Annotated in this window: 20 protein-coding genes and 1 pseudogene; 10 read left to right on the top strand and 11 right to left on the bottom strand. The window is 59.8% G+C overall.

The genetic code is table 11. The features are described 5' to 3' along the window. Nucleotides 1-98 precede the first annotated feature (98 nt). Both ACEUCR_RS09255 and ACEUCR_RS09250 read left to right on the top strand, forming a co-directional pair. Entirely contained in the window at nt 99-569 is a 471-nt protein-coding gene (locus ACEUCR_RS09255) for an FKBP-type peptidyl-prolyl cis-trans isomerase (RefSeq protein ID WP_111873850.1), read from the top strand. A 185-nt stretch (nt 570-754) separates the two neighbouring features. Then, nucleotides 755-1522, top strand: a complete 768-nt coding sequence (locus ACEUCR_RS09250) for a DODA-type extradiol aromatic ring-opening family dioxygenase (protein WP_408789584.1) — start codon at nt 755-757, stop codon at nt 1520-1522. Between the two features lie 137 nt (nt 1523-1659). Here the strand turns inward: ACEUCR_RS09250 and ACEUCR_RS09245 are convergent, their stop codons facing one another. From ACEUCR_RS09245 to ACEUCR_RS09230, 4 genes and pseudogenes are all read right to left on the bottom strand, one after another. Then, a complete protein-coding gene (locus tag ACEUCR_RS09245) occupies nt 1660-2574 on the bottom strand; it encodes a Gfo/Idh/MocA family protein (protein WP_408789581.1) in 915 nt (304 codons plus the stop codon). Between the two features lie 52 nt (nt 2575-2626). Then, nucleotides 2627-2866, bottom strand: coding sequence for a hypothetical protein (locus tag ACEUCR_RS09240; protein ID WP_111873847.1), 240 nt, complete (start codon nt 2864-2866; stop codon nt 2627-2629). Between the two features lie 296 nt (nt 2867-3162). Further along, nucleotides 3163-4119, bottom strand: a complete 957-nt coding sequence (locus ACEUCR_RS09235; RefSeq protein ID WP_408789579.1) for a transposase — start codon at nt 4117-4119, stop codon at nt 3163-3165. A gap of 507 nt (nt 4120-4626) precedes the next feature. Then, nucleotides 4627-4704: pseudogene (locus tag ACEUCR_RS09230) on the bottom strand (transposase); the annotation flags it as partial. A gap of 595 nt (nt 4705-5299) precedes the next feature. On the opposite strand from ACEUCR_RS09230, the gene ACEUCR_RS09225 reads away from it, so the two are divergent. Beyond that, nucleotides 5300-7165: a P-loop NTPase fold protein gene (locus ACEUCR_RS09225; protein ID WP_408789576.1), complete on the top strand. Its 1866-nt coding sequence runs from the start codon at nt 5300-5302 to the stop codon at nt 7163-7165. Nucleotides 7166-7258: 93 nt separating this feature from the next. Here ACEUCR_RS09225 and ACEUCR_RS09220 read toward each other — a convergent pair whose 3' ends face one another. The 4 genes from ACEUCR_RS09220 to ACEUCR_RS09205 form a co-directional block, all read right to left on the bottom strand. Then, nucleotides 7259-9619, bottom strand: a complete 2361-nt coding sequence (locus tag ACEUCR_RS09220; RefSeq protein WP_408789573.1) for a YgiQ family radical SAM protein — start codon at nt 9617-9619, stop codon at nt 7259-7261. A 109-nt stretch (nt 9620-9728) separates the two neighbouring features. Then, a complete protein-coding gene (locus ACEUCR_RS09215; protein ID WP_408789658.1) occupies nt 9729-10091 on the bottom strand; it encodes a hypothetical protein in 363 nt (120 codons plus the stop codon). 101 nt (nt 10092-10192) lie between these two features. Beyond that, nucleotides 10193-13288 (bottom strand): efflux RND transporter permease subunit, encoded by a 3096-nt coding sequence (locus ACEUCR_RS09210; protein WP_408789570.1) that lies wholly within the window; start codon nt 13286-13288, stop codon nt 10193-10195. Beyond that, nucleotides 13288-14337: an efflux RND transporter periplasmic adaptor subunit gene (locus ACEUCR_RS09205; protein WP_392444223.1), complete on the bottom strand. Its 1050-nt coding sequence runs from the start codon at nt 14335-14337 to the stop codon at nt 13288-13290. The genes ACEUCR_RS09210 and ACEUCR_RS09205 overlap by 1 nt, the downstream gene beginning before the upstream one ends. A 175-nt stretch (nt 14338-14512) precedes the next feature. On the opposite strand from ACEUCR_RS09205, the gene rssA reads away from it, so the two are divergent. Continuing rightward, on the top strand, nt 14513-15391 hold the full coding sequence (rssA, locus tag ACEUCR_RS09200; RefSeq protein WP_111873841.1) for a patatin-like phospholipase RssA: 879 nt from the start codon (nt 14513-14515) through the stop codon (nt 15389-15391). 81 nt (nt 15392-15472) lie between these two features. On the opposite strand, the gene ACEUCR_RS09195 is transcribed toward rssA, so the two are convergent. After that, nucleotides 15473-15739, bottom strand: coding sequence for a helix-turn-helix domain-containing protein (locus tag ACEUCR_RS09195; protein WP_041993657.1), 267 nt, complete (start codon nt 15737-15739; stop codon nt 15473-15475). Nucleotides 15740-15995: 256 nt separating this feature from the next. Between ACEUCR_RS09195 and ACEUCR_RS09190 the strand changes: the two genes are divergently transcribed. The 4 genes from ACEUCR_RS09190 (at nt 15996) to ACEUCR_RS09175 (ending at nt 20647) form a co-directional block, all read left to right on the top strand. Then, nucleotides 15996-16592 (top strand): hypothetical protein, encoded by a 597-nt coding sequence (locus ACEUCR_RS09190; protein ID WP_408789567.1) that lies wholly within the window; start codon nt 15996-15998, stop codon nt 16590-16592. A gap of 289 nt (nt 16593-16881) precedes the next feature. Beyond that, entirely contained in the window at nt 16882-17916 is a 1035-nt protein-coding gene (gene ompA / locus ACEUCR_RS09185) for a porin OmpA (protein WP_041993651.1), read from the top strand. 398 nt (nt 17917-18314) lie between these two features. Then, on the top strand, nt 18315-19343 hold the full coding sequence (ompA, locus tag ACEUCR_RS09180) for a porin OmpA (RefSeq protein ID WP_111873839.1): 1029 nt from the start codon (nt 18315-18317) through the stop codon (nt 19341-19343). Nucleotides 19344-19579: 236 nt separating this feature from the next. Beyond that, nucleotides 19580-20647 carry an OmpA family protein gene (locus ACEUCR_RS09175; RefSeq protein WP_408789564.1) on the top strand — a complete coding sequence of 356 codons (1068 nt, stop codon included), beginning with the start codon at nt 19580-19582 and terminating at the stop codon, nt 20645-20647. A gap of 73 nt (nt 20648-20720) precedes the next feature. On the opposite strand, the gene ACEUCR_RS09170 is transcribed toward ACEUCR_RS09175, so the two are convergent. Beyond that, nucleotides 20721-22415, bottom strand: coding sequence for an NAD-dependent malic enzyme (locus tag ACEUCR_RS09170; protein ID WP_041993644.1), 1695 nt, complete (start codon nt 22413-22415; stop codon nt 20721-20723). Between the two features lie 77 nt (nt 22416-22492). Further along, nucleotides 22493-23338, bottom strand: a complete 846-nt coding sequence (locus tag ACEUCR_RS09165; protein WP_408789561.1) for an AraC family transcriptional regulator — start codon at nt 23336-23338, stop codon at nt 22493-22495. A gap of 152 nt (nt 23339-23490) precedes the next feature. Between ACEUCR_RS09165 and ACEUCR_RS09160 the strand changes: the two genes are divergently transcribed. Together ACEUCR_RS09160 and ACEUCR_RS09155 are read left to right on the top strand one after the other, a co-directional pair. Continuing rightward, the gene (locus ACEUCR_RS09160) at nt 23491-24870 is read left to right on the top strand and encodes an MATE family efflux transporter (protein WP_392444214.1); all 1380 of its coding nucleotides are present in this window, start codon (nt 23491-23493) and stop codon (nt 24868-24870) included. Between the two features lie 116 nt (nt 24871-24986). Beyond that, nucleotides 24987-25235, top strand: coding sequence for a YciN family protein (locus ACEUCR_RS09155; protein WP_408747589.1), 249 nt, complete (start codon nt 24987-24989; stop codon nt 25233-25235). Nucleotides 25236-25247: the final 12 nt, after the last annotated feature.

The following is a 25247-nucleotide window of genomic DNA, read 5'->3' as shown; positions in this document are numbered from 1 at the left end:
CGGTCACATCTGGCGCCGCCCGGCTCGCCCTTCGCCCCCGGCTGGGATAAGATGCCCAGCTCATGGCACCCGTTCTCATTTCACTTGAGGGAAACCCGATGAAGTTCATTTTGATCGCCATCCTGATCGCCCTGGCGGTCTTCTATTTCTACTCCAGCAGCAACAACAAGAAGCTGGCCGAGGAGAACATCCGCGCCGGCGATCTCTTCCTCGCCGAGAACAAGAGCAAGGCGGGGATTGTGACCACGGAGTCCGGCCTGCAATATCAGGTGCTGACCCCGGGTCAGGGCGGCATGCACCCAAGCGCCAGCAGCAAGGTCAAGGTGCACTATGAAGGCAAGCTGATGGACGGCACTGTGTTTGACAGCTCCATCGCCCGGGGCGAGCCCATCGAATTTGGCCTCAACCAGGTGATCTCGGGCTGGACCGAAGGGGTGCAGCTGATGACGGTGGGCGAGAAGGTTCGCTTCTTCATCCCGGCCAGGCTGGGCTACGGCAATCGGGCCGCCGGCAAGATCCCGCCCGGTTCCCTGCTGATCTTCGAGGTGGAGCTGCTCGCCATCCAATAGGTCAGCCCCATGATCCCCGAGGCCAGCCCGGTGCTGGCCTCGTTGCCACTCAGCCTCCCCCCGCCCTCCCATCGCAACTTTCAATCAATAGTGAACAGTGCTTCTACTTATCGCTTGATTGTTAACCACCCATCCAGGGCAGATAATGGTGCCATCGCCTCGGCCCCTCTCTCTGGAGTCCCATCATGCCCATTGCCCCCGTCTGGTTCATCTCTCACGGCGCCCCCGATCTGGTGTTGCGTGACCAGCCAGCCACCCAGTTTCTGACAAGATTGCGCCTCGGCGACATCAAGGGCGTGGTGGTGATCTCGGCCCACTGGTTCAGCCGCAGCGAGTTGCAGATCAACGTCGAGCCCAACCCGGCGCTCATGTATGACTTTTACGGTTTTCCCGAGCCCCTCTACCGCATTCGCTGGCCTGCCAGCAGCCCGGGCTGGTTGCAGCAGACGGTGAGCGACGACCTGGCGGCCGCGGGTCTGCATGCCGCGCCGGTACTCCGGGAGCTGGATCACGGGGTCTGGTCGCCGCTCTCCTTGATGGATCCCGCCAGCGAGACCCCACTGGTGCAGATCTCCCTCCCGGCCAGCTTCACCCCGGCCCAGCTGTGGCGCCTGGGTGAAGCCCTGCATGGCCTGCGCGCCCGGGGGATCGGCATTCTGGCCTCGGGGGCCATCACCCACAACCTGGGGGCCCTGGGACCAGATGGCTCGCCGCCTCCGTCCTGGGCCAAGGAGTTCGTCGACTGGCTGGAGCAGGCCATGGCCCGTGGCGATCGCCCTGCCCTGGAAGATTACCGGGCCCGCGCCCCGGGAGCCGTCGCCTCCCATCCCCATGACGATCACCTGCGCCCCTTGTTCGTGGCGCTCGGCGCCGCGGCCATGGACAGGCCAACCCGGCTGCATCAGAGCTGGGACTATGGCAGCCTCTATATGGGATCCTACCGCTTCGGCTAGGGTCGGCGCCCCTGAGCCCGGGATGAGGAAGGGGGCGGCGCCTGAGGGCTCGCGCCCATCGGATAACGCGATGGCGCCGTCTTCGCCAGCAAAAGCAGGAGGGGCCTTGGCCCCTCCTTCGCGTCATGCTTCCCCCATCAACGGGGCGACTGAGCCCGCATCGTCAGCTGCTCGGCGAGGCGATGACCATGCAGATAACTCTCGATCAGGGCGCCATCGGCCCGGCCACTCGCGATCTGCTGATACCAATGGGCCAGCATGGCGGCAAAACCGCGGCTCGCCAGCACTGGTTGCCAGTCGTCCGGCACCAGCGCCGCCATCTGCTTGTCTCGTGCCATCGAGCCCCGGGTGCAGTTCTCCAGATGAAGCGAGAGGTTGTCGCCGTAGGCGTCAATGCGCTCCTCCGTGATGCCGGCGCTGCGGTTCATGCTGCCGCTGATGGCGCGATCGCCACTCTGCCAGCTCACGCTCACCCCGGCCAGCAGGTTGCTGTCCTTCGCATCCGGCCGCAATACCGCATGGAGATCCCCCTGCGGCACGCCGCCATAGAAGCAGAGGCTGTCGAGCACATGGATGAAGTCGTCAAAGATGAAATCCCGCGCCCGTCCCGGCAGGGCAAATCTGTGCTTCTGCCAGTTGAGCTCGGTGAGCGGCCGGGCCCGGGCGGCAGCCATGGCGGGCAAGTAGCGGCGATTGAAGCCGACAAACAGCGGGCAGTCCTGCGCCAGGGCCAGATTGGCCAGTGTCTCGGCCTCGGCCAGGTTGTCGCACAGGGGCTTGTCGACAAAGGTGGGGATCCCTGCCCGCAGGCACTGCTCGGCCAAGGTGCGATGCACCGAGGTCGCGGCGTGGATCATCACGGCGTCCGGGCGGCTCCCTAGCAGGGCATCCACCTCGGTGAAACACTCGGCCACCCGATACTGACGGGCCAGCTTGCCGAGCACCGCCGGGTTGCGAGTGCAGAGCAGCGGGGTGACCCCCTCATCGCTCGCCAATAGCGGCAGATAGGCTTTCTGGGCAATATCGCCAAGACCAATCAGGGCAATGCGCATGTCAACTCCTTGTGATGGATGCGATGGGCAACAGAATAACATCCGATATGCGCTATTCCCCCTCTTTTGCCAGTCCCTTGGCCTGCGCTCTGGCATCGAGCCATTTGCCGACTCTGGCCCCCAGCTCGGAACAGAGCATGGCGCTGACCGCAGCCCAGAGCAGCTGGTTGAAATCAAAGTTCGCCTGCTGTTCAAACAAGAGGGGCACCAGCAGATTGAACCCGATGATCCCGAGCAGCAGCCCGAGCCCGCTGCCCACCTTCTCTCTTCTCGATCTCGCCTTCATCGCCATCTCATTGCTCCTGTTAAAGGAGGCAGGAGAGAGCCCATAGACCCCCACCTGCCACCATATCCGGCAACGCAAGATAGCAAAGCCCTTCCCTAATTGGGACAGCCATCTTTCTGAGTAAGCCGTTACCAAGCTGACTATCGATAACATGACGGGCGGGGGAGGAAATGATGGCGAGAGACGTACTGCGTCATAGTCATTCTGACACTGCCATTGCATTGCTCAGGTGGTGAAGATCAACACCATTCCCGGCATCGATTGGACTGCCTTGGTCTGGATATGAAACGTGAGCTGACGATTCAACGCTGCGGCTGATGACATCGCAGCTGACCACAATGGCGGGCAAATCGCTGGCAATGCTCCCTGTCCCCCACCACTCTGATACCTGGTCGTCGAAACAGTGCCACTCGCTTGAGCCAGCTAACCTCGTCCAACCCCAGCCTCGCCAGGATGGGAGCAAGATGAGCTGGAATATGACCACGCTTGCCTACCCGAATGGCGCGCCCTGTCCAGTCCACCAACATCAGATAGTCAGTGAAGGCATAAGGCAGGTCATCCTGATAGGGTGTGCCTTGGCCAGCAAATGGCAGCAATAACGGCGGCAGCGACTCTGCTGCTGGCTCCCGCTCAAGGCGTTGCTTGATGCTGGTGTAATCGCTCTGCTCGGGTCGCTCTGCCAGCGCCGCCCGTATCGGATTGAGGTCAACATACGCCATACAGGCCAGCAGGGCTGACTCGGTAAGCAGGGCCTGACTCTTGAAGCGCCCTTCCCAGAAATGGCCCTTGCAACCATCTTCCCGATTGGCCTGCCGCGCCAGGGTTTCGTTGAGCAGCCGCACAAACCAGCTGATGGAGTGCAGGCGTTCACGCCACTGCCCTATCAGTTGCTGCACCACAGCCCGTTCGGGCTCAATCAGGGATTCCCCCTGATACCAGCGCCGCACCAACAGCGGCCATTGAAACAGCGCAGCCCAGCGCTCGGCCACCTCCCGCTCGCTCCAACTGGCGGCGGTATCCGGCTCGACCTTGAGCACCAGGTGATAGTGATTGCTCATCACCGCATAGGCACAAACACCGATGGCAAACAGTCGCGACAATTGGCCCAACTTGTCCACCACCCACTGGCGCCGATGCTCGTAACTCTGGCCGGAATGGGCATCTTCCCCGCACAGAAACGCCCGCCGCACACAGCGACTGACCACGTGGTAGTAAGGCGTATCCTGCAAACTGATTTGACGTGAACGGGCAATGGTCATGGCTCACCCCCTGGGCAGTGACACCTCAAGCCAAGTACAGGGCTACGTCGCTGTCAAAAAGGTGGGTGTCCCAGACTTCATTTGACGCGAACGGGCAATGGTCATGGCTCACCCCCTGGGCAGTGACACCTCAAGCCAAGTACAGGGCTACGCCGCTGTCAAAAAGGTGGGTGTCCCAGATTTCCTCCCGTCAAAAAGGTGGGTGTCCCAGATTTCCAGATTTCCCCGGCGCAGACCAGCGCCGTCACGGCGGCCCAGAGCATCTGGTCAAAAAGGTGGGTGTCCCAGATTTCTGTTTTTTATTTCTGATAGTTGGGTCACTTTAAGGCTCGCCCCGGCAGTTTCGTTTGGCTTACCATAGCCATCCAGAACCTGTTGAACTGCGATGGGTTACTGCCACCGCGGGTCAAAGGAGCATATTGGAAGCTGTCATCCACGGGCGGTAGCGTGGGATTCGGAGGCGTTATGCCTCATACAAAAAGGTGGGTGTCCTAGATTTTTGTCTACCCGCCGCACACAGCGACTGACCACGTGGTAGTAAGGCGTATCCTGCAAACTGATTTGACACGAACGGGCAATGGTTATGGCAAGTTCCTCGGCAGTGACTCCTCAAGCCAAGTACAGGGCTACGCCGCTGTCAAAAAGGTGGGTGTCCCAGATTTCCTCCAAGCTTACGCCGCTGTCAAAAAGATGGGTGTCCCAGATTTTGCCAGCGCGGGTCAAGGAAACATATTGGAAGCTGTCATCCACGGGCGATAGCGTGAGATTTGGTGGTCTTACGCCTCACACAGAAAGGTGGGTGTCCTAGAGTCATCGCTGCTGATGCTCGCACAGGCAGCTTCGTTTGGCTTACCATAGCCATCTAGAACCTGTTGAGCTGCGATGGGTTGCTGCTAGCGCGGGTCAATGGAGCATATGGAAGCTGTAATCCACGGGCGGTAGCATGGACTCTGGCCAAACTACGACCAGAACCAAATGGTAGGTGTCCCAATATCTCGCGTTCCGAAATGGTGCATGCCAAGTTTTTTAGTAAAGAATCCCAACTCCATTTAATGTCATTACACCGACCGAAATTAATAAATGACTTACCGTCTTTAAAAATCAGCTCTCTCAAAAATTAGTCTTTACTTCGAGAAGTACCAATCTATCCTAAACTCGTTGCATATAATGGAAGTTTATAATGAGCGTTAACCATCACATAGAAATGAACCTAGAGCACTACTTTAGCTTGCATGAACCTGAATATGCATTTCTAATTACAGGTTCTTGGGGGGGTGGCAAAACATACTTTATTGACTCAGTTATTGAAAGCACGGAACGAAAAAATGAAAAAATGAAAATTGTAAAAATAAGTTTATTTGGTTTAAAAAGATCATCTGAAATAAACGACTTAATATTTCAATCATTCCATCCCATTCTTGGTTCAAAGGGTATGCGGATGGCTGGAAACATATTTAAAAGCGCAATAAAACTCGGGTTAAAGGTTGATCTTGATAGCGACGGAAAACCAGATGGTCAAGTTGAATTCAAGAGTGAAAACATATTTAGCGAGATTATTGAAAGATTAAAAAACAATAAAGAAAATAGTTTTGTATTGATATTGGATGACCTAGAGAGAACAGATATATCAATCACAGAAATCCTTGGCTACATTAATTACATTGTTGAAATATCGAAACAAAAGGTTGTTTTGATTGCCAATGAATCAAACATTTCTGAAAAAGAAAAATATAGTTTATTTAAAGAGAAGGTTGTAGGAAAGACATTTGAAGTTAAACATGACTTTGATGAATTCATTAACGCAACAGTACAGAAACACCCTTCATGTGATTTGTCAGGAAACGTTGAAATCATCAAAGATATATATGAAAAATCAAAGCTAAAAAATCTTAGAAAAATAAAAAGATCTATCGAGAACTTTGAATACTTGATAAGTCATATTGATGAATATAAGAGCAATGATGAATTTTATAAAAACTTAATCAGATGCTACTTCTCACTCAGCATGGAAATAGCTACTGGCAATATCAATGAAGAAGCCATAAGAAATAAATTTCCTTTTAATCGTGTAAATGCTGATGAAAAATTATTTGAAAATTCAGGCCTGACATCGAAGGAGATATACGAAAACTATTTCAAAGGCTATCCACAACTTTACTCAGGTGATGCTTGGTGTGACTATTTATACAAAGGTGACATAGAAAAAATAACCTCCCTCACTAAAGAGCTAGTATATTTCAATAAAGATAAAGACAATGTAAAAGATGACCCTCTATGGCTTAAATTATGGTATTATAACAAATTAGAGTTAGATGAATTTAATAAACTACTTCATGAGATGGAAGATGATTTCAAATCTCTAAAAGAGTACGAGCTACCAATCTATTTGCATATTGTTTCGCTAATGATATTTTTTATAAAGAATGGGCTTAGCTCACTCTCAATTCAAGACGTAAAAAATACCGTAAACCAATATGCGGTTAAATTTAAAACAAGCCCTCACTGGAAACAATCATATATCGGTAAAAAGGGAAGGACTAATGGAAGTGGATATGGATACATTTGTGATGAAGATGGAGATGACGACTTCGATTTCTGTAGAGAATTAATTAGATCTGAAAATGAAAAATCATATCTTGCTGAAGAGGCGGAGCACACTAAAAATAAAATTATTGAGGCCACATCTCACCTTTTTAACGAATTTAATGATACGACGTTTAAATCTTCATACGAAGAATATAAATACGAACCTATTTTTAAACATATAAATCCAACCGAATTCACTCATGTTATATTAAATAAATGCAACAATGAAATAAGCACATTTAATCAGCATCTGTTTGCCAGATATACAGAGTCAATGAATCTAAACAATAGACCAATATGCTTTTACTTTAGAAGTGAATTGTCATTTTGGATATCTTTAGAAGAAGAGCTAGCTAAAAATATAACTGACTCAGATACACTAAAAAGACACCTGATACAATTACTTATAAATAACAACATAAAAAGAATAATTAATATTTTAGAACCCCATCAGTCTTAATGATATTCTTGGAATAAGAAAGGACTCTAACGGACTATAAAAAGGCGACCACTCGGTCGCCTTTTTATTGATCTCGCTTTCCAATCAGCAAACTCACCTTGCCGGTCGCTTGGCTCCATTGCCTTTGGCCGCAGGCTTGCCGCCCTGAGTGGCGGGTTTGGCGCCCGGCTTGGCAGATCCGGCACGGGTCGGGGTTTTACCCTTATGGGCGGGTTTTCCGGCAGGTTTGCCCTGACTTGTGCCCTGTACGGCAGACTTGCCGTTACCCGCCCCTTTCTGCAACTGGGAGCCCACCGGTTTGCCATTGCCCGCCTTGCCACCAGCAGCCTTGCTGTCCGCCCCATTACCACGCTGATGCACGATATTGCTGTGACGGGTCAACGCAGGCTTGAGGCCCTTGTTACGGCTGCGCTCGGCCTTGGCTTCGCCGCGACCTTCCGGCGGCACCAGGCAGTCGGGGCCGTTGCCGATCAGGTGACCTTTGCCCATCTCCAGCAGGGCTTCGCGGATCATGGGCCAGCCGGCCGGGTCGTGGTAGCGCAGCAGCGCCTTGTGCAGGCGACGACGACGCTCCCCTTTCACCACGAACACGTCCCCGCCCTGGCGGCTCACCTTGCCCAGCGGGTTTTTCTCGGTGTAATACATGGTGGTGGCGTTGGCGAGCGGCGACGGGTAGAAGTTCTGCACCTGATCGAGCTTGAAGCGGTTGGATTTGATCCAGAGCGCCATGTTCACCATGTCTTCATCCGTGGTGCCCGGGTGAGCGGAGATGAAGTAGGGGATCAGGTACTGCTGCTTGCCCGCCTCTTTGGAATACTTGTCGAACAGCTCCTTGAAGCTGTAGTAGCTGCCCATGCCCGGCTTCATCATCTTGGAGAGCGGACCCTCTTCGGTGTGTTCCGGCGCGATCTTGAGATAGCCGCCGACGTGGTACTTGGCCAGCTCCTTGATGTAGCGCGGATCTTCCACCGCGATGTCGTAACGCACCCCGGAGGCGATCAGTATCTTCTTGATCCCCTTCACATCCCGCGCCTTGCGGTAGAGGTTGATGGTCGGGGTATGGTCGGTGTCCATGTGCGGGCAGATGGTCGGCCAGACGCAGGAGGCTCGGCGGCAGGTCTGCTCGGCCTTGGGGCTCTTGCAGCGTAAGCGGTACATGTTGGCGGTGGGACCGCCGAGATCCGAGATGACGCCGGTAAAGCCCGGCACCTTGTCGCGGATCTCTTCGATTTCCTTGATGATCGACTCTTCCGAGCGGCTCTGGATGATGCGCCCCTCGTGCTCTGTGATGGAGCAGAAGGAGCAGCCGCCGAAGCAGCCACGCATGATGTTGACCGAGGTCTTGATCATGTCGTAGGCCGGGATCTTCTCCTTGCCATAGGCCGGGTGCGGCACCCGCTGGTACGGCAGGCCGAACACCCCGTCCATCTCGTCGGTCTCGAGCGGGAAGGCGGGCGGGTTGACCCAGATGATGCGATCGCCGTGGGCCTGGGAGAGCGCGCGGGCACAGCCCGGGTTGGTCTCGTGGTGCAGGATGCGCGACGCATGGGCGTAGAGTACCTTGTCTTCCTTCACCCGCTCGAACGCCGGCAGCTTGACGTAGGTCTTCTCCCAGGGTTTCTGCTTGGGCGGCTGCACCAGGATGGGCTTGGCCTCCTGCTCCGCCGGCGCTGTGCCTTCGTCATCGGCGCAAGGCGCCCCTTCCATATAGGGGTTCATGATGGGGTCGATGCGGCCAATCTGGTCGAGCTTGCTCGAATCCACCCCGCGCCAGCCCGGCAGCGGCTCCTTGCGGATGACGGCAGTACCGCGAATGTCCTGCATGGTGTCGATGGTCTCGCCACCTGCGATGCGGTGAGCCACCTCCACCAGGGGGCGCTCGGCGTTGCCATAGATGAGGATGTCGGCCTTGGCGTCGATGAGGATCGAGCGGCGGATGGTCTCGGACCAATAGTCGTAGTGGGCGATACGGCGAAGCGACGCCTCTATGCCGCCGATGACCACGGGGACCTCTTTATAGGCCTCTTTGCAGCGCTGGGTATAGACCAGGGTGGCGCGGTCCGGCCGCTTGCCGCCCACATCCCCCGGGGTGTAGGCGTCGTCGTGGCGCAGCTTCTTGTCGGCGGTGTAGCGGTTGATCATGGAGTCCATGTTGCCCGCGGTCACCCCGTAGAAGAGGTTGGGCTTGCCCAGACGCATGAAGTCATCCTTCGATGACCAGTCCGGCTGGGCGATGATACCGACCCGAAAGCCCTGGGATTCGAGCATGCGGCCAATGACCGCCATACCGAAGCTCGGGTGATCCACGTAGGCGTCGCCTGTCACCAGCACTATGTCGCAGCTGTCCCAGCCGAGCTTGTCCATCTCCGCGCGGGACATGGGCAGGAAGGGCGCAGTGCCGTAGCACTCGGCCCAGTAGCGGGGATAGGAGAAAAGGTTGGTAACCGGCTGCATTTTGACCACCTGGAACAATTCGGGTCGCGCATTATACCGGCAGAGCCAGGCGGGGGCGACGGCTTTTTGTCCCTGCTAATCGAAAGGGATAGCCGCTGCCACCCTGGGGCTAAGGGGCCCGCAAGGGGGGCTGGCGCCAGAACCTGTGGCGATGGCGCTGCCACCACTGATAACCGCCAAGCAGGATCCAGAACAGGGCAGGCAGCAGGAACAGGGGATGGGTCAGCTCCCGCACCATCAGCAGCCCCAGCAACACCATGACGAAGGGGCGGATCTCATAGAGCCACAGGGGCCAGCCACGCTTGCGCCTGCCCTTGTCATGACGTTGCTGATGGCTGATGCGGTACCAGACCAGGCCCCCGATGAGATAGGCAGCCAGACCCGCCAGCAGCAGGCTCGGCTGCTGGCTGGCCCCCATGAGCAAGAGTCCGCAGCCCAGGCAGAGAAAGGGCAGCGTCCCGTGACGTGACATGGCCAAGATGAACCCCTCGTTCAGAAGATGGATCCAGCCTAGTCAATGGCAGCCGACCCGGGTCGGCGCAGGCACTAGGCCATACCATATGGTGTCCCCCCTCATACTCTGGGCTGGGTGCCGATGGCCTCATCCACCTGCTGGCTGCGCTGCCCTGTCATGCCGGCCCTCCTGGCCAGCAAATGATAACAGGCGGGGATCAGCAGCAGGGTCACCAGGGTCGCGAGGGACAACCCGAAGAAGACCACGGTTCCCACCGTCATCCGGCTCTCGTAGCCCGCCCCCATGGAGAGCATCAGGGGCACGGCGCCAATCACGGCGGTCAGGGAGGTCATCAGGATGGGGCGCAGACGGCGCACCGCCCCCGAGATGATGGCCTCTTCGAACCCCTGGCCCCGCTGACGCAGCTGGTTGATGAACTCGACTATCAGTATGCCGTTCTTGGTCACCATGCCGATCAGCATGATCATGCCGATCTGGCTGTAGATGCTCATCTCCTGTCCCGTCAGCCAGAGGCCGAGCAGGCCGCCGAAGATGCCAAGCGGCACCGTCATCATCACCACGGCCGGGGTGATCAGGCTCTCGAACTGGGCCACCAGCACCAGATAGACCACCAGCAGGGCCAGAGCGAACACCAGGGCCATCTCCCCCTGGTTGTCGCGATAATCCTTGGAGTCGCCGGCGTAATCCACCGTCATGCCCGCCGGCAGGTTGTCGTTGGCCCAGCCGTCGAGGAAGTCCAGCGCCTCCCCCAGGGTGTGGCCGGGGGCGAGATCCGCGGTCAGGGTCACCGCCTTCTGGCGCTGATAGTGATTGAGCCGGTTGGGGCTGGCCACCTGCTTGAAGCTGGCCAGGGTGGAGAGGCTCACCATGTCGCCACTGGCGGCCTTGAGGTAGATGCGGCTCAGATCCGAGACGCCGTTGAGCTTGGTCTGATCGGCCCGCAGATAGACGTCATACTCCTCCCCCCTGTCGACATAGGTGGTCTTGCTGGTGCCGCCAAGCAGGGTTTGCAGGCTGTTGGCCACGGTGGAGACCGGGATACCGAGCTCGCTGGCTCGCTCCCGCGCTATGGTCACCTGCAGCTCGGGGGTCTTCTCGGCGTAATCGAGATCCCCGTTGAGCATCAGGCCGCTCTGCTGGGCCAGCAGCTGGAGCCGGCCGCCCACTTCATTGAGCTCCCCATAATCGCCCCCCTGCAACACGAACTGCACCGGGGCGGTGGAGCCGCGCCGAAAACCGGGCTGGAAGGGGCGGATCATCACGTCCGGAATGCCGGACAGACGGGCAGTCAGTGTCTTGGTGAAGGCGGTGGCGCTCTGGTCCCGCAGGGCCCAGTCGGTGAGCTGTATGATGGCCATGCCGGTCTGATCGCCCCCCTTGCCAAAGGCGGGGGTGCTGAAGCTCATGGCCTGCACCACGCCCTGGCCGAGCAGCGGCATGATGGCGGCCTCCACCTGCTGCATGTTGCGCTTCATCCGCTCTATGCTGGTGCCCTCGGCTCCCTTGACGAACACATAGACGACCCCCCTGTCCTCGGTCGGCGTCAGGTTGGCGGGCAACAGCCTGAGCAGCGCCAGACTGCCTCCCAGGCAGAGCGCCAGCACCAGCAGCGCCCAGCCGGAACGGGGCAGCAGCCAGCCAAGCAGGCGACGGTAGTGGCCCTCTACCCGGCCGAGGGCTCGGTCCAGGGCCGCTGTCAGCGGGTTGGTGCTCTCCTTGGCCCGCATCAGCCAGGACCCCATGGCCGGGGTCAGGGTCAGTGCCACCAGGGAGGAGCAGATCACCGCGAGGGACAGGAGGATGGCGAACTCGGTGAAGAGCCTGCCCACCATGCCATCCATGAAGGCGATGGGCACAAACACCATCACCAGCACCGCCGTGGTGGCGATGACGGCAAAGCCCACCTCGCGGGTGCCGTGCCAGGCCGCCAGCAGCGGCGGTTCGCCCCGTTGCAGGTGATGGTGGATGTTCTCCACCACCACAATGGCGTCATCCACCACCAGGCCGATGGCGAGAATGAGGGCCAGCAAGGTGATGAGGTTGATGGAAAACCCCAGATACCAGGCGCCGATGAAGGCCGAGATCAGCGACACAGGCACAGTGATGGCGGGGATAAGGGTGGTGCGCCCCTGGCCGAGGAAGAGGTAGAGCACGGCCACCACCAGCAGGGCGCTGATGGCCAGGGTGTTGTAGACCTCCTCGATGGACTGCTTGATGAAGATGGTGGAATCGTAATCGACCTCGAGGGTCGCTCCTTCCGGCAGGAAGCGCTGCATCTGGGTCATCTTCCGGGATATGCCTTCTGCCACCGCCAATGGGTTGGCGGTGGACTGGGGGATGACCCCTATCCCCAGGCTCTCCCGGCCGTTGCGCTGGTAGGCGCTGTCTTCGTTCTTGGCCCCCACGTCCACGTCGGCGATGTCCGCTAGATAGATGGGTTGACCGTTGCTGGCGGTGGTCACCTGGAGACGGCGAAAATCGGCGGCCGTGTGATAGAGGCGCGCTATCTGTACCGCCACCGTCATGCTGTCATTGCGGATCTCTCCCCCCGGCAGCTCTATGTTCTCCCGGGTCAGCGCCGCCTCCACATCGCTGATGGTGATGCCGCGGGCGGCCATGTCCACCGGGCGCAGCCTGACATACATGACCCGCTCCAGATCGCCGGAGAGCATCACCTCGCTCACCCCGTCCACCAGGCTCAAGGGGTCGACCAACACCCGGTTGGCGTAATCCGTCATGGCGGTTCTGTCCATCTGGCTGCTGCTGAAGTTGAGCCAGATGGCGACGTCGCCGTTGCCGCTGTCCTTGGTGATGAGGGGCTCGTCCACCCCGTCCGGCAGCTTGATGCGGGCGCGGGAGATGGCATCGCGCACGTCCGACACCCCCTCCACCATGTTCCAGCCGAGCTTGAACTCCACCGTGATCATGGAGCGCCCCTTGCGGGTCACCGAGTTGATGTTCTTGATGCCGCTGATGCCGGAAAGCTGATCCTCGATGGGCTTGGTGACCTGGCTCTCCATCACCTCGGGCGCCGCCCCCTCATAGGTGGTGCTGACGGAGACGGAAGGGGTCTGCACGTCCGGCATCTCCCGCACCGTCAACTTGGAGAAGGCCACCAGACCAAACACGGTGAGCAGGGCACTGATCACCACGGCCACCAGGGGCCGGCGTACCGAAATATCAGAGAGCCACATCAGCCGTTCACCTTCGCCAGATCCTTGACCAGCAAGCCATCCCTGAGATTGACCAGCCCCTCCACCACGATGCGATCCCCCGCCTTGAGCCCCTCGGTGACCCAGACCTGCTCGCCCTGGGTCTCACCGAGCACCACGGGCAGCCGCTTGACCCGGCCATCGGCCTCGAGGCGATAGACGAAGCGCTGCTCGCCCAGGTACTCCACCGACTGGCTCGGGATCAGGGTCATCTGCCGGGCGGGCAGGGCCAGCTCGACGCTGAGCAGCATGCCGGGACGCAACTGGCCCGCAGGATTGGGGAAGATGACGCGAGCCTTGATGTTCTGGCTGCTGTCTGAGACCCGGCTGTCCACCGTCTCCAGGCTGCCCTGGAACTGCTGATCCGGCCAGGCGGCGCTGATCGCCGTCACCGTCATGCCCGGGCGCAGCAAGGAGAGATAACGCTCGGGCACCGCCAGATCCAGACGCAACTTGTCCAGCTCATCCAGGTGCAACAGGCTGTCCCCATTGCCCACCAGGGCCCCTTCACTGAGATCGATCAGGCTCACTGTGCCATTGAAGGGGGCGCGCAATTCGCGCAGCCCCAGCTCGTAGCGGGCGGCGGCCAGGCGTGCCTGGGCCATGGCGGTCGTCGCCTCCTGCCCCTCCAGTTCGGAGCTGGTCACGGCCCCCCGCGCCACCAGGCGCCTCATGTCCCGCAGCTTGCGCTCCTCGTCGCGTACACTGGCGCTCTGCTCCGCCAGTTCCGCCTGCTGCTTGCCTACGTCCAGCTGGATCAAGACCTGACCCGCCGTGACCTGCTGGCCCGAGTGCACCAGGATGCGGGCGATACGACCCGTCACCTCTGGGCTCACCACCACGGCCCGATTGGCCGCCAGCTTGCCAACCAGCTTGAGGGTGGGGTTGCTCAGGGTCTCGCTGACGGTCTGGGTACGGATATTGACCCTGTGGGCGGCGCCCTTGACCTCGGGCGCTTCGGATCGGTAATACCAGGCACCGAGCACCAGGAGGAGAAGCACCGTCAGTGGCAACCAGCTACGCATTTTCATTGATGGATCCAGTAAACAAGGGTATGAATTTCACAATAGAGGGCCATTCTAGCCCCACTTCTTGCCGCGACTATGTATAAGTGTGACAAAAGGTAACAGGCCTGGCCCGCCAGCCGGCGGATCTCGCCCCTGCTCGCCCCAGACGCGGCCCATCATCATCAGCAAGGAGAGAACCGTGACACGAAGACCCAGATTGGGGCTCGCCCTCGGCAGTGGCGCCGCCAGAGGCTGGTCACATATAGGCATCATACGTGGGCTGGAGCGACTCGGGGTCAAACCCGATCTGGTCGCTGGCTGCTCCATCGGCAGCTTCGTGGGCGCCGCCTATGCGGCGGGGGCCCTCGACGCCCTGGAGGAGTGGGTACGCGGCTTCACCCGGCTGCAGGTCGTCAGCATGCTGGATCCCGCCCTTTCCGGTGGCCTGTTTCGAGGGGAAAAGGTATTTGGCATCGCCGGCGGCCACCTGGGGGAGCCCGACATCCAAGATCTGCCCATGCCGTTCTCCTGCGTCGCCACCGAGCTCGATACCGGTCGCGAGATCTGGCTCAAAGAGGGCCCCTTGCGCCAGTGCGTGCGCGCCTCCTGCGGCATGCCGGGTCTGCTGACCCCGACCCTGCTCAACGAGCAGTGGCTGGTCGATGGCGCCGTGGTCAATCCGGTGCCCATCTCGCTGGCCCGTGCCATGGGGGCCGAGGTGGTGATCGCCGTCAACCTCAACACGGACCTGCACCAACCCTGGGGCCAGGAACAGGAGGAGGTCTTGCCTGCCCAGAGCAAGCTGTTCGGTCAGTGGTTCAATCGCAGCGAAGGCCCGACCCCGCCCGGCATGTGGAACGTGATGAGCAGCACCCTCAACATCATGCAGGAGCGGATCACCCGGGCCCGCATGGCGGGGGATCCCCCCGAGATCCAGCTCTGCCCTCGCCTGGGCGGCCTCTCCATCATGGACTTCCACCGGGCGGCCGACGCCATCGAAGAGGGGGAAGCCTGCGTCGAGCGCAACGCCCATCAGCTCAAGGATGAGCTGACCCGGCTCGGCCTGCTCTCCCCCTGAGGACGGCACCGCGCAGGGAAAACACGGACAAAAAAATGCCGCCCCTGGGGGCGGCATTTCTCACTGGAACATTCTCAAGGCTCAGCCTTTGGTGAGATCGTCCGGACCAATCTGACCAATCTCGGCGACTTTCTTGTCGGCCAGCAGCCAGAGAGTGAACTTGTGCAGTTCCGGGTGATGAGCCAGGGCAACCAGGAAGGCGCCACCGACTTCACGGTAACCGAGTTCATAGTTTTTCAGGGTGGTGGGGGGAACACCCAGCAGATCGGCAAACTTGGGTCGGCTCAGGCCGACGGCTTCACGGATCTGGCGGATCTTCTTGCCAACAGTGTCAATGTTTGAATTCATAGTGGTTCCATACTCCGTATGGCGGATTGACTCCGCCTTATTTTTCGCGACGACTCGTAGTCAAGTGTATCAGTTTTGGACGGACTCGTTATGGTCGAGTCTCTATCTTATATACGCCTTCTGGCGACAACCCTTAAAAACCTCGGGGATGGTAATCGCTCAATCGCCCGAGGTAAACAGTCTCGAAAAGAAACCTTTATGGAGGCCCGATGAATCCTCCGTATAATCCCACCACTACCCATAAAGAGTAATAAACATGGCGTTTCCCGGCATCATCTCCCGCCTCCACCCAAGTACCCGCCCCCAGGATCTGGCCCTGCAACTGCAACAAGGCCAGCACTACCGGGCAGAAGCTCTGCTGCTGCCGGCCACCATGACGGCACACGCCGCCGAGATATTGCAGACCCTGCCAGAGCGCATCAGCCTCTATCTGACCCAGTCAGAACCGGGGCTTCCCCTGCGCAATCATGACGGCGTCATGACAGGTGAAGGCCTCTTGACCCTGCAAGATGGGCGCACCATGCCCCTGGCCAGCGAACCTGGACGAGGGATGCTGGTTCCCGAATCCGGCCTGCGCGACATGGCACGCTGGCTGGAGGCCGGCCATCGCCACTTCGTCTGTCCCGCCGCCGTGCAGCCGGTCGCCCGCGCCATTCTCAACATCTGGCCCCTCGACCCCTACCTGGCCAAACATTTTTTGCTCAGCTTCACTCCCCTGCTCGACACCGCCACCGAGCAGGAACTGCTCGCCGTATTGTCAGCCCGTCTGGAGCCCGCCAGCCCTTGCTCCGCCTGGGTTGGGTCCTATATGAAGCTTGAAAAACGACTGCACAGGACCTACTTAGACCACTAAATCCCGACCCTGAACCGCCCCTGAAGCAAGCGACACAAATTGGCTCACCCCTGTTTTGTGAGCTTGATCATGGTTTGAAATGGGAATAAAGTGCGCATCGTCATCGGATTGACACCCTTTTTTGGTGGGGAAAATGTGTGCAAGCACACCCCGCTGGTTCATGGATGAGAGAGATCCTGGAACACGGGATCCCTGTCAGACTCCTTGCCATCGTTGGCAGAGCCTGCAGCTTACATAAATCAAAAAGTGCGAAGCACGTGACAACGTGTTGCTCAACGAGGATATATTTATGATGAAAATGGCCCCTTCCCTGATTGCCATCGCCATGGCAACCCTGGGTGCTACTGCTGCCCAAGCCGCTGACAACGATCTGTACCTGGGTGTTGGTGCCGGTGCTGCTCACATCAACGGTCTGAACAAGATCGATGGCGTGAAAGACGGTGAAGAAAACGCTGCTGCTGCCAACGCCTTCGTCGGTTACAACTTCACCGAAAACTTCGGCGCCGAGCTGGGCTACCAGTACGCCGGTCGTGGCAACACCAACGGCTCCCGTTTCGAAAACCAGGGCGCAACCCTGTCTGGTATCGGTCGTCTGCCGGTTGCCAAGGACCTGTCCATCTTCGCTGAAGGCGGTGCCTACTGGGCTCACACCGACGGTCTGGAAACCAGCGACACTCGCGTTTCCCCGCTGGCCGGCCTGGGTCTGACCTACAAGCTGAACGACGCCCTGGATCTGCAGGCTCGCTACCGCTACATGTGGAATGTCTCCGACATCTCCACCTCTGCTTACAACACTTCTGGCGACAACTACAAAGACAACCAGAGCATCGGTACCGTGGAAGTGGTTTACCACCCGTTCCGCACCTCCTATGTTGAGCCGGTTGCTGCCCCTGTCGTTGAAGAAGCCGCTCCTGCTCCTGTCATGGTTGAGAAGAACTTCACCATGAGCTCCGACGTGCTGTTTGCCTTTGGCAAATCCACTCTGAAGCCGGAAGGTGTTGAAGCCCTGAACGGTCTGTACCAGCAGATCATCGACGCTCAGCCGAAAGATGGCAGCGCCGTGGTTGTCGGTTACTCCGACCGCATCGGTTCCGACGCTTACAACCAGAAGCTGTCCGAAGCCCGTGCCCGTACCGTTGCTGACTTCCTGGTCGGTAAAGGCATGGCCGCTGGTAAAGTCGCCATCGAAGGTCAAGGCGAAGCCAACCCGGTCACCGGCACCCAGTGTGACGGCATCAAGGCCAAGGCTCAGCTGATCGCCTGCCTGGCCCCGGATCGTCGTGTAGAAGTTCGCGTTTCCGGCGTACAGGAAGTTCAACAGTAATCTCCACGAGATACTGATCAAAGGGGACGCATCGCGTCCCCTTTCGCTTTTTGGGGCCAGATTGCGACACCTCTTGTCGGAACGCCTCCGCCAAATCCCCTCCAATGCCCCCCTGTTGCCCCCTCGGATGCCGCCTATCTGTTCGATAACTTGATCAATGCGAGTCAAAAGAATACAGTTATTCCGCTTCTAAGGTATTGGATGAGTTATTAAAAGTGTCTCTACCGGTTAGTTGTCCACGGCTGCCTTTGGTGCCGTGAGTAGCCAGGAGTCCTTCATATTCGTTCATGCCATCCGTGCTACAACACGGAGATATGCCATTCGGGCTTTGCTCGGGTGAACAGCATATGACTAAGAGTGCGCGCCAATGGCACGGCAAACTCAACGAGGATATAACGATGAAAATGAAAGTGGCACCGACCCTGATTGCCCTGGCCCTGGCGGCCGCGGGCAGCACCGCAGCTCAGGCTGCTGACAACGACTGGTACACCGGCATCGCCGCCGGTTGGGCCTATACCCACGATCTGGAAGATTTCGGCAAGAACGCCGATGTGGACAAGGACGCTACCGCGCTGAGTCTGTTCGGTGGTTACAACTTCACCGAAAACTTCGGGGCCGAACTCGGCTATCTGTACGCCGGCAAGGCGGGCATCGATGGCGTCGATTTCACCAGCAAGGGCGCGACCCTGTCTGGTATCGGCCGTCTGCCCCTGGGTGATATCTTCTCCGTCTTTGCCGAGGGTGGTGCCTATGTGTTCCACGCCAACGGCAATGGCCAGAGCGACAACGGCATCGCCCCCCTGGCCGGCCTGGGCCTGACCGCCAAGCTGTCCGACCTCATCGACGTGCAGGCTCGCTACCGCTACATGTGGGACGTGGGTGACGAGAACAAGACCGGCAGCGACAACATGATCTGGGAAACCGACATGAGCGTGGCCACCCTTGAGCTGGTGCTGCACCCGAATCGTACCTCCTATGTCGCGCCGGTCGCCGCCCCCGTGGTCGCCGAACCCGAGCCCGTCATCGTCGACAAGAGCTTCTCCCTGAGCTCTGACGTGCTGTTTGCCTTTGGCAAATCCAGCCTCAAACCGGAGGGGATGGATGCCCTGAACGGCCTGTATCAGCAGATCGTCGAGATCCAGCCCAAGGATGGCAGCGCCGTGGTCGTCGGTTACACCGACCGCATCGGCTCCGACGCCTACAACCAGAAGCTGTCTGAAGCGCGTGCCCGCACCGTGGCCGACTTCCTGGTCGGCAAGGGCCTGCCCGCCGGCAAGGTCGCCATCCAGGGTCAAGGGGAAGCGAACCCGGTCACCGGCAGCCAGTGTGATGGCATCAAGGGCAAGAACGAGCTGATCGCCTGCCTGGCACCGGATCGCCGCGTCGAAGTGCGCGTCACCGGTGTACAGGAAGTGCAGCAGCAGTAATGTTGCGTGTCTGACCCTGGTTCATCAGAAGAGGAGGCCCAGATGCCTCCTCTTTTTTATTGCCCCGTCTGCACCTGACCCTGGGTCTCCTTGCACCCTGGCCCCCTCTCCCCTTCCTGGGATCCGGCTCACAGGACACGCTGCCAGATGGGTACCGGGCCACGCAAAACCAGAGGGGGTGGCTATAACTAGATGGTGCGTAACAACTTTTGCACAACAACAAAAGAGGATAAGCGATGAAACCAAGCCTGTTATCCGCACTGATTGCCGTGGCTCTCACATCAGCTGCCAGCCTTCCCGTCCAGGCCAACGACTGGTATCTCGGGGGCGGTGGCGGCGTTGCCATCGGCCATGATATCGGTGATCTCGGCAAGGATGTCGACAAGAACGATACCGCCTGGAGCCTGTTCGCCGGGTACAACTTCAACGAGAACTTCGGCGCCGAGCTCGGTTACCTCAACACCGGCGACTGGCAGGTCGACAACGAGCAGTTCAGCAGCCAGGGGGCCACCCTGTCCGCCATCGGTCGCCTGCCGATCGGGGATGTCTTCTCGCTGTTTGCCGAGGGGGGCGCCTACCTCTATCAGGTGGACACCATCAATGGTTCCGACAATGACTATGCCCCGCTGCTGGGACTGGGCATGGGCGCCCGGCTGACCGACTGGCTCGATCTGCAGGCCCGTTACCGCTACATGTTCCGGGTCGGCGACGATGTCGACAACGGCAAGCTGGGCAGTGGCACGGATCGCTGGGTGACCGATGCCAGCGTCGCCACCCTGGAGCTGGTGTTCCACCCGAACCGCCATGCCTATGTGGCCCCCGTGGTCGCCCCCATGGTCGCGGCGCCCGAGCCCGTCATGGTCGACAAGCGCTTCTCCCTCAGTTCGGATGTCCTGTTCGAGTTCAACAAGTCCTCCCTGCGGGCCGAGGGCAGCAGCGCGCTGGCGGATCTCTACCAGCAGATAGTCGCGGTCAACCCCAAGGATGGCCAGATCACCGTCATGGGCTACACGGATCGCATCGGCTCGGATGAGTACAACCAGACCCTGTCCGAGGCCCGCGCCCAGACGGTGGCCGACACCTTGATAGGCATGGGCCTGCCGGCGGACAAGGTCGCCATCCAGGGCATGGGTGAAAGCAGCCCGGTCACCGGCACCCAGTGTGACGGCATCCAGGCCAAGAGCGAGCTGATCGGCTGTCTGGCGCCGGATCGCCGGGTCGAGGTGCGTGTCACGGGCATCCAGTCCGAGCAGACACCGGCCCCGGTGACGGCGGCGCCTGCCACCGAACCCATGGATGGCTGATCGGGCACTGTCCCTTGCGTTGTGCAAATGAAAGAAGGGATGCCGAGGCATCCCTTCTTGCTTGCCCTCCCCGTCAGAAGGAGGTGCGACGATAGCGCCGGTACTCGGGGCGCCAGAAGTTCGCCTCTATGGCCTTGTCGATCACCTCGTCCGGGGTCTGCACCGCCTTGCCCTGCAGCATGGCGGTCTTGGCCACCATCTTGGCGATGTAGCGGGACACCTCGTGGATATCCGCCAGATCCGGCAACAAGGATCCCTCCTCTCCCTTGACCAGGGGCGAGCACTCCGCCAGGGCGCGGCTGGCGGACATCAGCATGGCATCGGTCACCCGCTTGGCGCCGGAGGCGATGACCCCAAGACCTATCCCCGGGAAGATGAAGGAGTTGTTGCACTGGGCAATGACGTAACGCTTGCCCTTGTACTCCACCGGTGCGAACGGGCTGCCGGTGGCCACCAGCACCTGACCGTCGGTCCAGCGGATGAGATCCGCCGGCGTCGCCTCCACTCGGGAGGTGGGGTTGGAGAGGGGGAAGATGATGGGGCGGGCACAGTGCTTGTGCATGGTCTTGACCACCTCTTCGGTGAACAGACCCGGCTGGCCTGAAACCCCGATCAGGATGTCGGGGCGGCCGTGCTCCATCACCTCCAGCAGGGAGATGTTGTCCCCCACCGGCCAGTCGGCGATCCGCTCCACCGGCTGGGAGAGACGGCGCTGGAAATCGAGCTGGTTGGGGATCTTGTCGGTGATGAGGCCGAAGCGGTCCACCATGAAGACCCGGCCGCGCGCCTGGGCATCCGTCAGCCCTTCGGCCTTCATCTGGGCCACTATCTGTTCGGCGATGCCGCAGCCGGCGCTGCCGGCGCCGAGGAAGGCGACCCGTTTCTCGGAAAGCTTGGCCCCCGAGGCCTTGCAGGCGGCGATGAGGCTGCCGAGCGTCACCGCGGCCGTGCCCTGGATGTCATCGTTGAAGCAGCACAGTTCGTCCTTGTAGCGATTGAGCAGCGGCATGGCATTGCTCTGGGCGAAGTCTTCGAACTGCAACAGAATATCGGGCCAGCGGCGTTTGACCGCCTGGATGAAGGCGTCGACGAACTCGTAATACTCCTCCCCCGAGATGCGCGGATGACGCCAGCCCATGTAGAAGGGATCGTTCAGCAGCTGCTGGTTGTTGGTGCCGACATCCAGCACCACCGGCAGGGTATAGGCCGGCGAGATGCCGCCACAGGCGGTGTAGAGGGAGAGCTTGCCGATGGGGATGCCCATGCCGCCTATGCCCTGATCCCCCAGGCCCAGGATCCGCTCGCCATCGGTCACCACTATCACCTTGACATTCTGCTTGGTGGCGTTTTGCAGCATGTCATCGATCCTGTCCTTGTCGGAATAGGAGATGAAGAGGCCACGGGCCCGGCGGTAGATGTTGGAGAACTCTTCACATGCCTTGCCCACGGTCGGGGTATAGATGATGGGCATGATCTCGGTCAGGTGATCCCGGATGAGCCGATAGAACAAGGTCTCATTGGTGTCTTGAATGTTGCGCAGATAGATATGCTTGTCCATATCGTTGCCAAACGCCATGAACTGGCGATAGGCACGTTCCACCTGCTCTTCTATGGTCTCTATGTTCTGGGGCAGCAGACCTTCCAGGTTGAAGTTGCTGCGCTCCTCGCTGGTGAAGGCACTGCCCTTGTTGAGCAGCGGGGTCTCCAGCAGGGCGGGACCGGCGTAGGGGATATAGAGAGGACGTTTCTGATTATTATCTTCAAACATGGATCGGGTACCTTGACGATGACCTGGACAAAGGAGTCCGCCGATCCTAGGGGCTTGGGCCAACAATTTCAAAGGGTTTACACCTCCATTGCCACAGGTTTGCGACCCAGTCGGCGAAAGGCCCCCGGGGTCTGACCAGTCAGACGGCGAAAACGGTTCGCAAAGTTGGCGCCATCGCTGTAACCGACCCGGCTGGCCAGCTCATTGAGGGGCCAGTCGGTATAGAGCAATAGCTGGCGCGCCTTCGCCATGCGCAGCCCGGTCAGCCAGGCCATGGGCCCCATTCCGAAGCCCTGCTGACAGAGGCGGTGCAGGTGGGGAGGCGAGCAGGCCAGCAGGCTGGCGAGCCGGGCCACCGTCCAGGGTTCATCCAGCCGTCCCTCCACCAGACGTTGCAGGTGTTGCAGCCGATCGAGAGAGGAGCCCCGCGTCTCCCGCCGCAGCACCCGATCCAGCAGGGCCAGCAACAGGGAGAGCAGCTGGGGTTGCAGGGTGGAGCGACTCCCCTCCCTGTGCATCAGTTGCAGCAGATGGTGCAGCGACTCCCCCTCGTCACTGACCCGGCAGCCATGGCCCAGCCGGTGCAGATGGTGCCAGCGCGGCACATCGTCGAGCAGGATCCAGCTGATGCGCCAACTGTCGCCATCTAGCCGAAAGCCGCCGGGCAGGGCGGCGGGCAGAAACACCAGGGCCCCGGCCGGGATGGGGCTCTCCCCCTGCTCGGTCAGCAGGACGCCCCCCTCGCTGTGACTGATCAGCAGGATGTGAAAGGCGGGGCAGTTGCGCTGGATCAGGTAGTGCTCCCGCAGCTCCGACAGACCGGTCAGGAAGATGCCGGCCTCCCCCAGCAGGGGCAAGCCCTCCCGTCCCAGCATCCGCTCCTCGCAGGCCGGGGCAATCTCCAGACACTCACGGGCAAACATCTTGCGTCTCCCAATCGATGCGGTGTCGAAAATGAATCGACAATGGATAGTTTTGCACAAAGAAGACGATAGCCGCTCACAGCGGTCATTTCAGCAACAGCGCCTATGATACCGGCTATCTACTTTGGCTTTCCAGCACCCGGTTAACAGCGATGAACTATTGGCAAGCGATTTTCAAACAAACCACCGACAAGGCGTTCATGGGCAGGCTGTGGCGACTGGCCCTGCCCGTCTCCCTGCAATCCATGATGTTCTCCCTGCTTGGCCTCATCGACATCATGATGGTGAGCCAGCTGGGGGCGACCGAGGTCGCCGCCGTCGGCTTGGGAAACCGGGTCTTCTTCTTCAACCTGCTGGTGATAGCCGGCCTCTCCGGCGGCGTCTCCGTGCTGGCGGCGCAATACTATGGTCGCGGTGACATGGGCGGAGTACGCCGGGCCCTCACCCTGGCCCTGCTGGGATCCCTGCTGGTCAGCCTGCCCTTCGCCCTGCTCTATACCTTCTCCCCCGGCAGCGTGCTCGGCTTCGCCAGCCAGGATCCCGTGCTGCGCCCCCTGGCGGATCACTACCTGATGATCACCGGGGCCACCATCCTCTGCACCGCTCTGGTGGTGCCCCTGGAGGCGGCACTGCGCTCGGTGGGCAACGCGGCGGCCCCGACCCGGATCGGGATCATTGCCATCATCGCCAACGTCATCCTCAACTATGCCCTCATCTTCGGCCACTTCGGCTTCGAGGCCATGGGGGTGGCGGGCTCGGCCTGGGGCACCACGCTGTCGCGCCTGCTGCAAACCGCCCTGCTCATCGGCTATGTGATGCACAAGGAGGGACGCCTGCTGCCCCGTCGCCCCGACTGGCTGCTGGCCCTCTCCCCCAGGGAGGTGCGTCGCTTCGTGCTGATCGCCCTGCCCCTGCTGCTCCACGACGGGCTCTGGGCCTTCGGCATGCTGCTCTACGGCTTCCTCTATGCCCACCTGGGGGTCGATTCCCTGGCCATCATGACCACCCTCGGGGCCCTGGAGGGGATCCTCATCTCCCTCTTCTTCGGACTGGCGGTGGCCTGTGCCACCCTGCTCGGTCACCGCCTCGGTGCCGAGGAGTACGAGGCCGCCTGGCAGGAGTCCCAGCTGCTGCTGATGCTGGCACCGCTTGGCGCCCTCCTGGTCGGCCTCTTCGTCTGGTTCATGCAGGCGCCCCTGCTGCTCTGGATTGGCAACCTGCCCGCCGACCTGCTGCCCGAGGCCGGCCAGGTGCTCGGCATCCTCTGTCTGGGCATGCTGATCAAGGTGTTCAACATGGTGGGGATCGTCGGGGTGCTGCGCTCCGGGGGCGACGTCAACTACAGCATCCTCATCGACATCATCGCCATGTGGTGCATAGGACTGCCGCTGGCCTGGGTCGCGGTGAGCTGGCTCGGCTGGCCGCTGACCTGGGTCGCCGCCGTGGTGCTGCTCGAGGAGGTGAGCAAGATGTGGCTGGTCCAGCGCCGGGTGCGTCGCCGCCGCTGGCTGCGCAACCTGGTCATCAACTAGGTTGCGCCACGGGCACAAGTTGCAGCAAATCAAAGAGTGGCCGGGCTCCCCGGTGTATGCTGATGGCCGATACTGTGACGGGCGGCCCCAGGGCGGCCCAGGTTAGGAGAGAGACGATGCAGATACAAAGAGAGACCCTGAGTCAGGAGGCCCTGCTCACCCTGGCCAACGAGCTTATCCGCAGCCACGAGGATTTCATCCACGGCATGCGCGCCGACGCCGTGGAGCAGCGCGGGGACGTGCTGGTGTTCAAGGGGGAGTATTTCCTCGACCAGGATGGCACCCCCACCCCCAAGACCATGGCGGTGTTCAACATGTTCAAGTACCTGGCCCACCGGCTCTCGGACAAGTACCGACTGGCCTGACGGCAAGAGGGG

The organism is Aeromonas bivalvium (assembly GCF_046078285.1).
GTDB classification, from domain to species: Bacteria; Pseudomonadota; Gammaproteobacteria; order Enterobacterales; family Aeromonadaceae; genus Aeromonas; species Aeromonas bivalvium.
This window is presented reverse-complemented; position numbering and strand designations above follow the sequence as displayed.

Excerpts from the sequence above, each read along its gene's own strand:
- ACEUCR_RS09255 (WP_111873850.1), top strand. The coding sequence starts at position 99 with ATGAAGTTCATTTTGATCGCCATCCTGATCGCCCTGGCGGTCTTCTAT.
- ACEUCR_RS09250 (WP_408789584.1), top strand. The coding sequence starts at position 755 with ATGCCCATTGCCCCCGTCTGGTTCATCTCTCACGGCGCCCCCGATCTG.
- ACEUCR_RS09245 (WP_408789581.1), bottom strand. The coding sequence starts at position 2,574 with ATGCGCATTGCCCTGATTGGTCTTGGCGATATTGCCCAGAAAGCCTAT.
- ACEUCR_RS09240 (WP_111873847.1), bottom strand. The coding sequence starts at position 2,866 with ATGGCGATGAAGGCGAGATCGAGAAGAGAGAAGGTGGGCAGCGGGCTC.
- ACEUCR_RS09235 (WP_408789579.1), bottom strand. The coding sequence starts at position 4,119 with ATGACCATTGCCCGTTCACGTCAAATCAGTTTGCAGGATACGCCTTAC.
- ACEUCR_RS09225 (WP_408789576.1), top strand. The coding sequence starts at position 5,300 with ATGAGCGTTAACCATCACATAGAAATGAACCTAGAGCACTACTTTAGC.
- ACEUCR_RS09220 (WP_408789573.1), bottom strand. The coding sequence starts at position 9,619 with ATGCAGCCGGTTACCAACCTTTTCTCCTATCCCCGCTACTGGGCCGAG.
- ACEUCR_RS09215 (WP_408789658.1), bottom strand. The coding sequence starts at position 10,091 with ATGTCACGTCACGGGACGCTGCCCTTTCTCTGCCTGGGCTGCGGACTC.
- ACEUCR_RS09210 (WP_408789570.1), bottom strand. The coding sequence starts at position 13,288 with ATGTGGCTCTCTGATATTTCGGTACGCCGGCCCCTGGTGGCCGTGGTG.
- ACEUCR_RS09205 (WP_392444223.1), bottom strand. The coding sequence starts at position 14,337 with ATGAAAATGCGTAGCTGGTTGCCACTGACGGTGCTTCTCCTCCTGGTG.
- ACEUCR_RS09195 (WP_041993657.1), bottom strand. The coding sequence starts at position 15,739 with ATGAATTCAAACATTGACACTGTTGGCAAGAAGATCCGCCAGATCCGT.
- ACEUCR_RS09190 (WP_408789567.1), top strand. The coding sequence starts at position 15,996 with ATGGCGTTTCCCGGCATCATCTCCCGCCTCCACCCAAGTACCCGCCCC.
- ompA (WP_041993651.1), top strand. The coding sequence starts at position 16,882 with ATGATGAAAATGGCCCCTTCCCTGATTGCCATCGCCATGGCAACCCTG.
- ompA (WP_111873839.1), top strand. The coding sequence starts at position 18,315 with ATGAAAATGAAAGTGGCACCGACCCTGATTGCCCTGGCCCTGGCGGCC.
- ACEUCR_RS09175 (WP_408789564.1), top strand. The coding sequence starts at position 19,580 with ATGAAACCAAGCCTGTTATCCGCACTGATTGCCGTGGCTCTCACATCA.
- ACEUCR_RS09170 (WP_041993644.1), bottom strand. The coding sequence starts at position 22,415 with ATGTTTGAAGATAATAATCAGAAACGTCCTCTCTATATCCCCTACGCC.
- ACEUCR_RS09165 (WP_408789561.1), bottom strand. The coding sequence starts at position 23,338 with ATGTTTGCCCGTGAGTGTCTGGAGATTGCCCCGGCCTGCGAGGAGCGG.
- ACEUCR_RS09160 (WP_392444214.1), top strand. The coding sequence starts at position 23,491 with ATGAACTATTGGCAAGCGATTTTCAAACAAACCACCGACAAGGCGTTC.
- ACEUCR_RS09155 (WP_408747589.1), top strand. The coding sequence starts at position 24,987 with ATGCAGATACAAAGAGAGACCCTGAGTCAGGAGGCCCTGCTCACCCTG.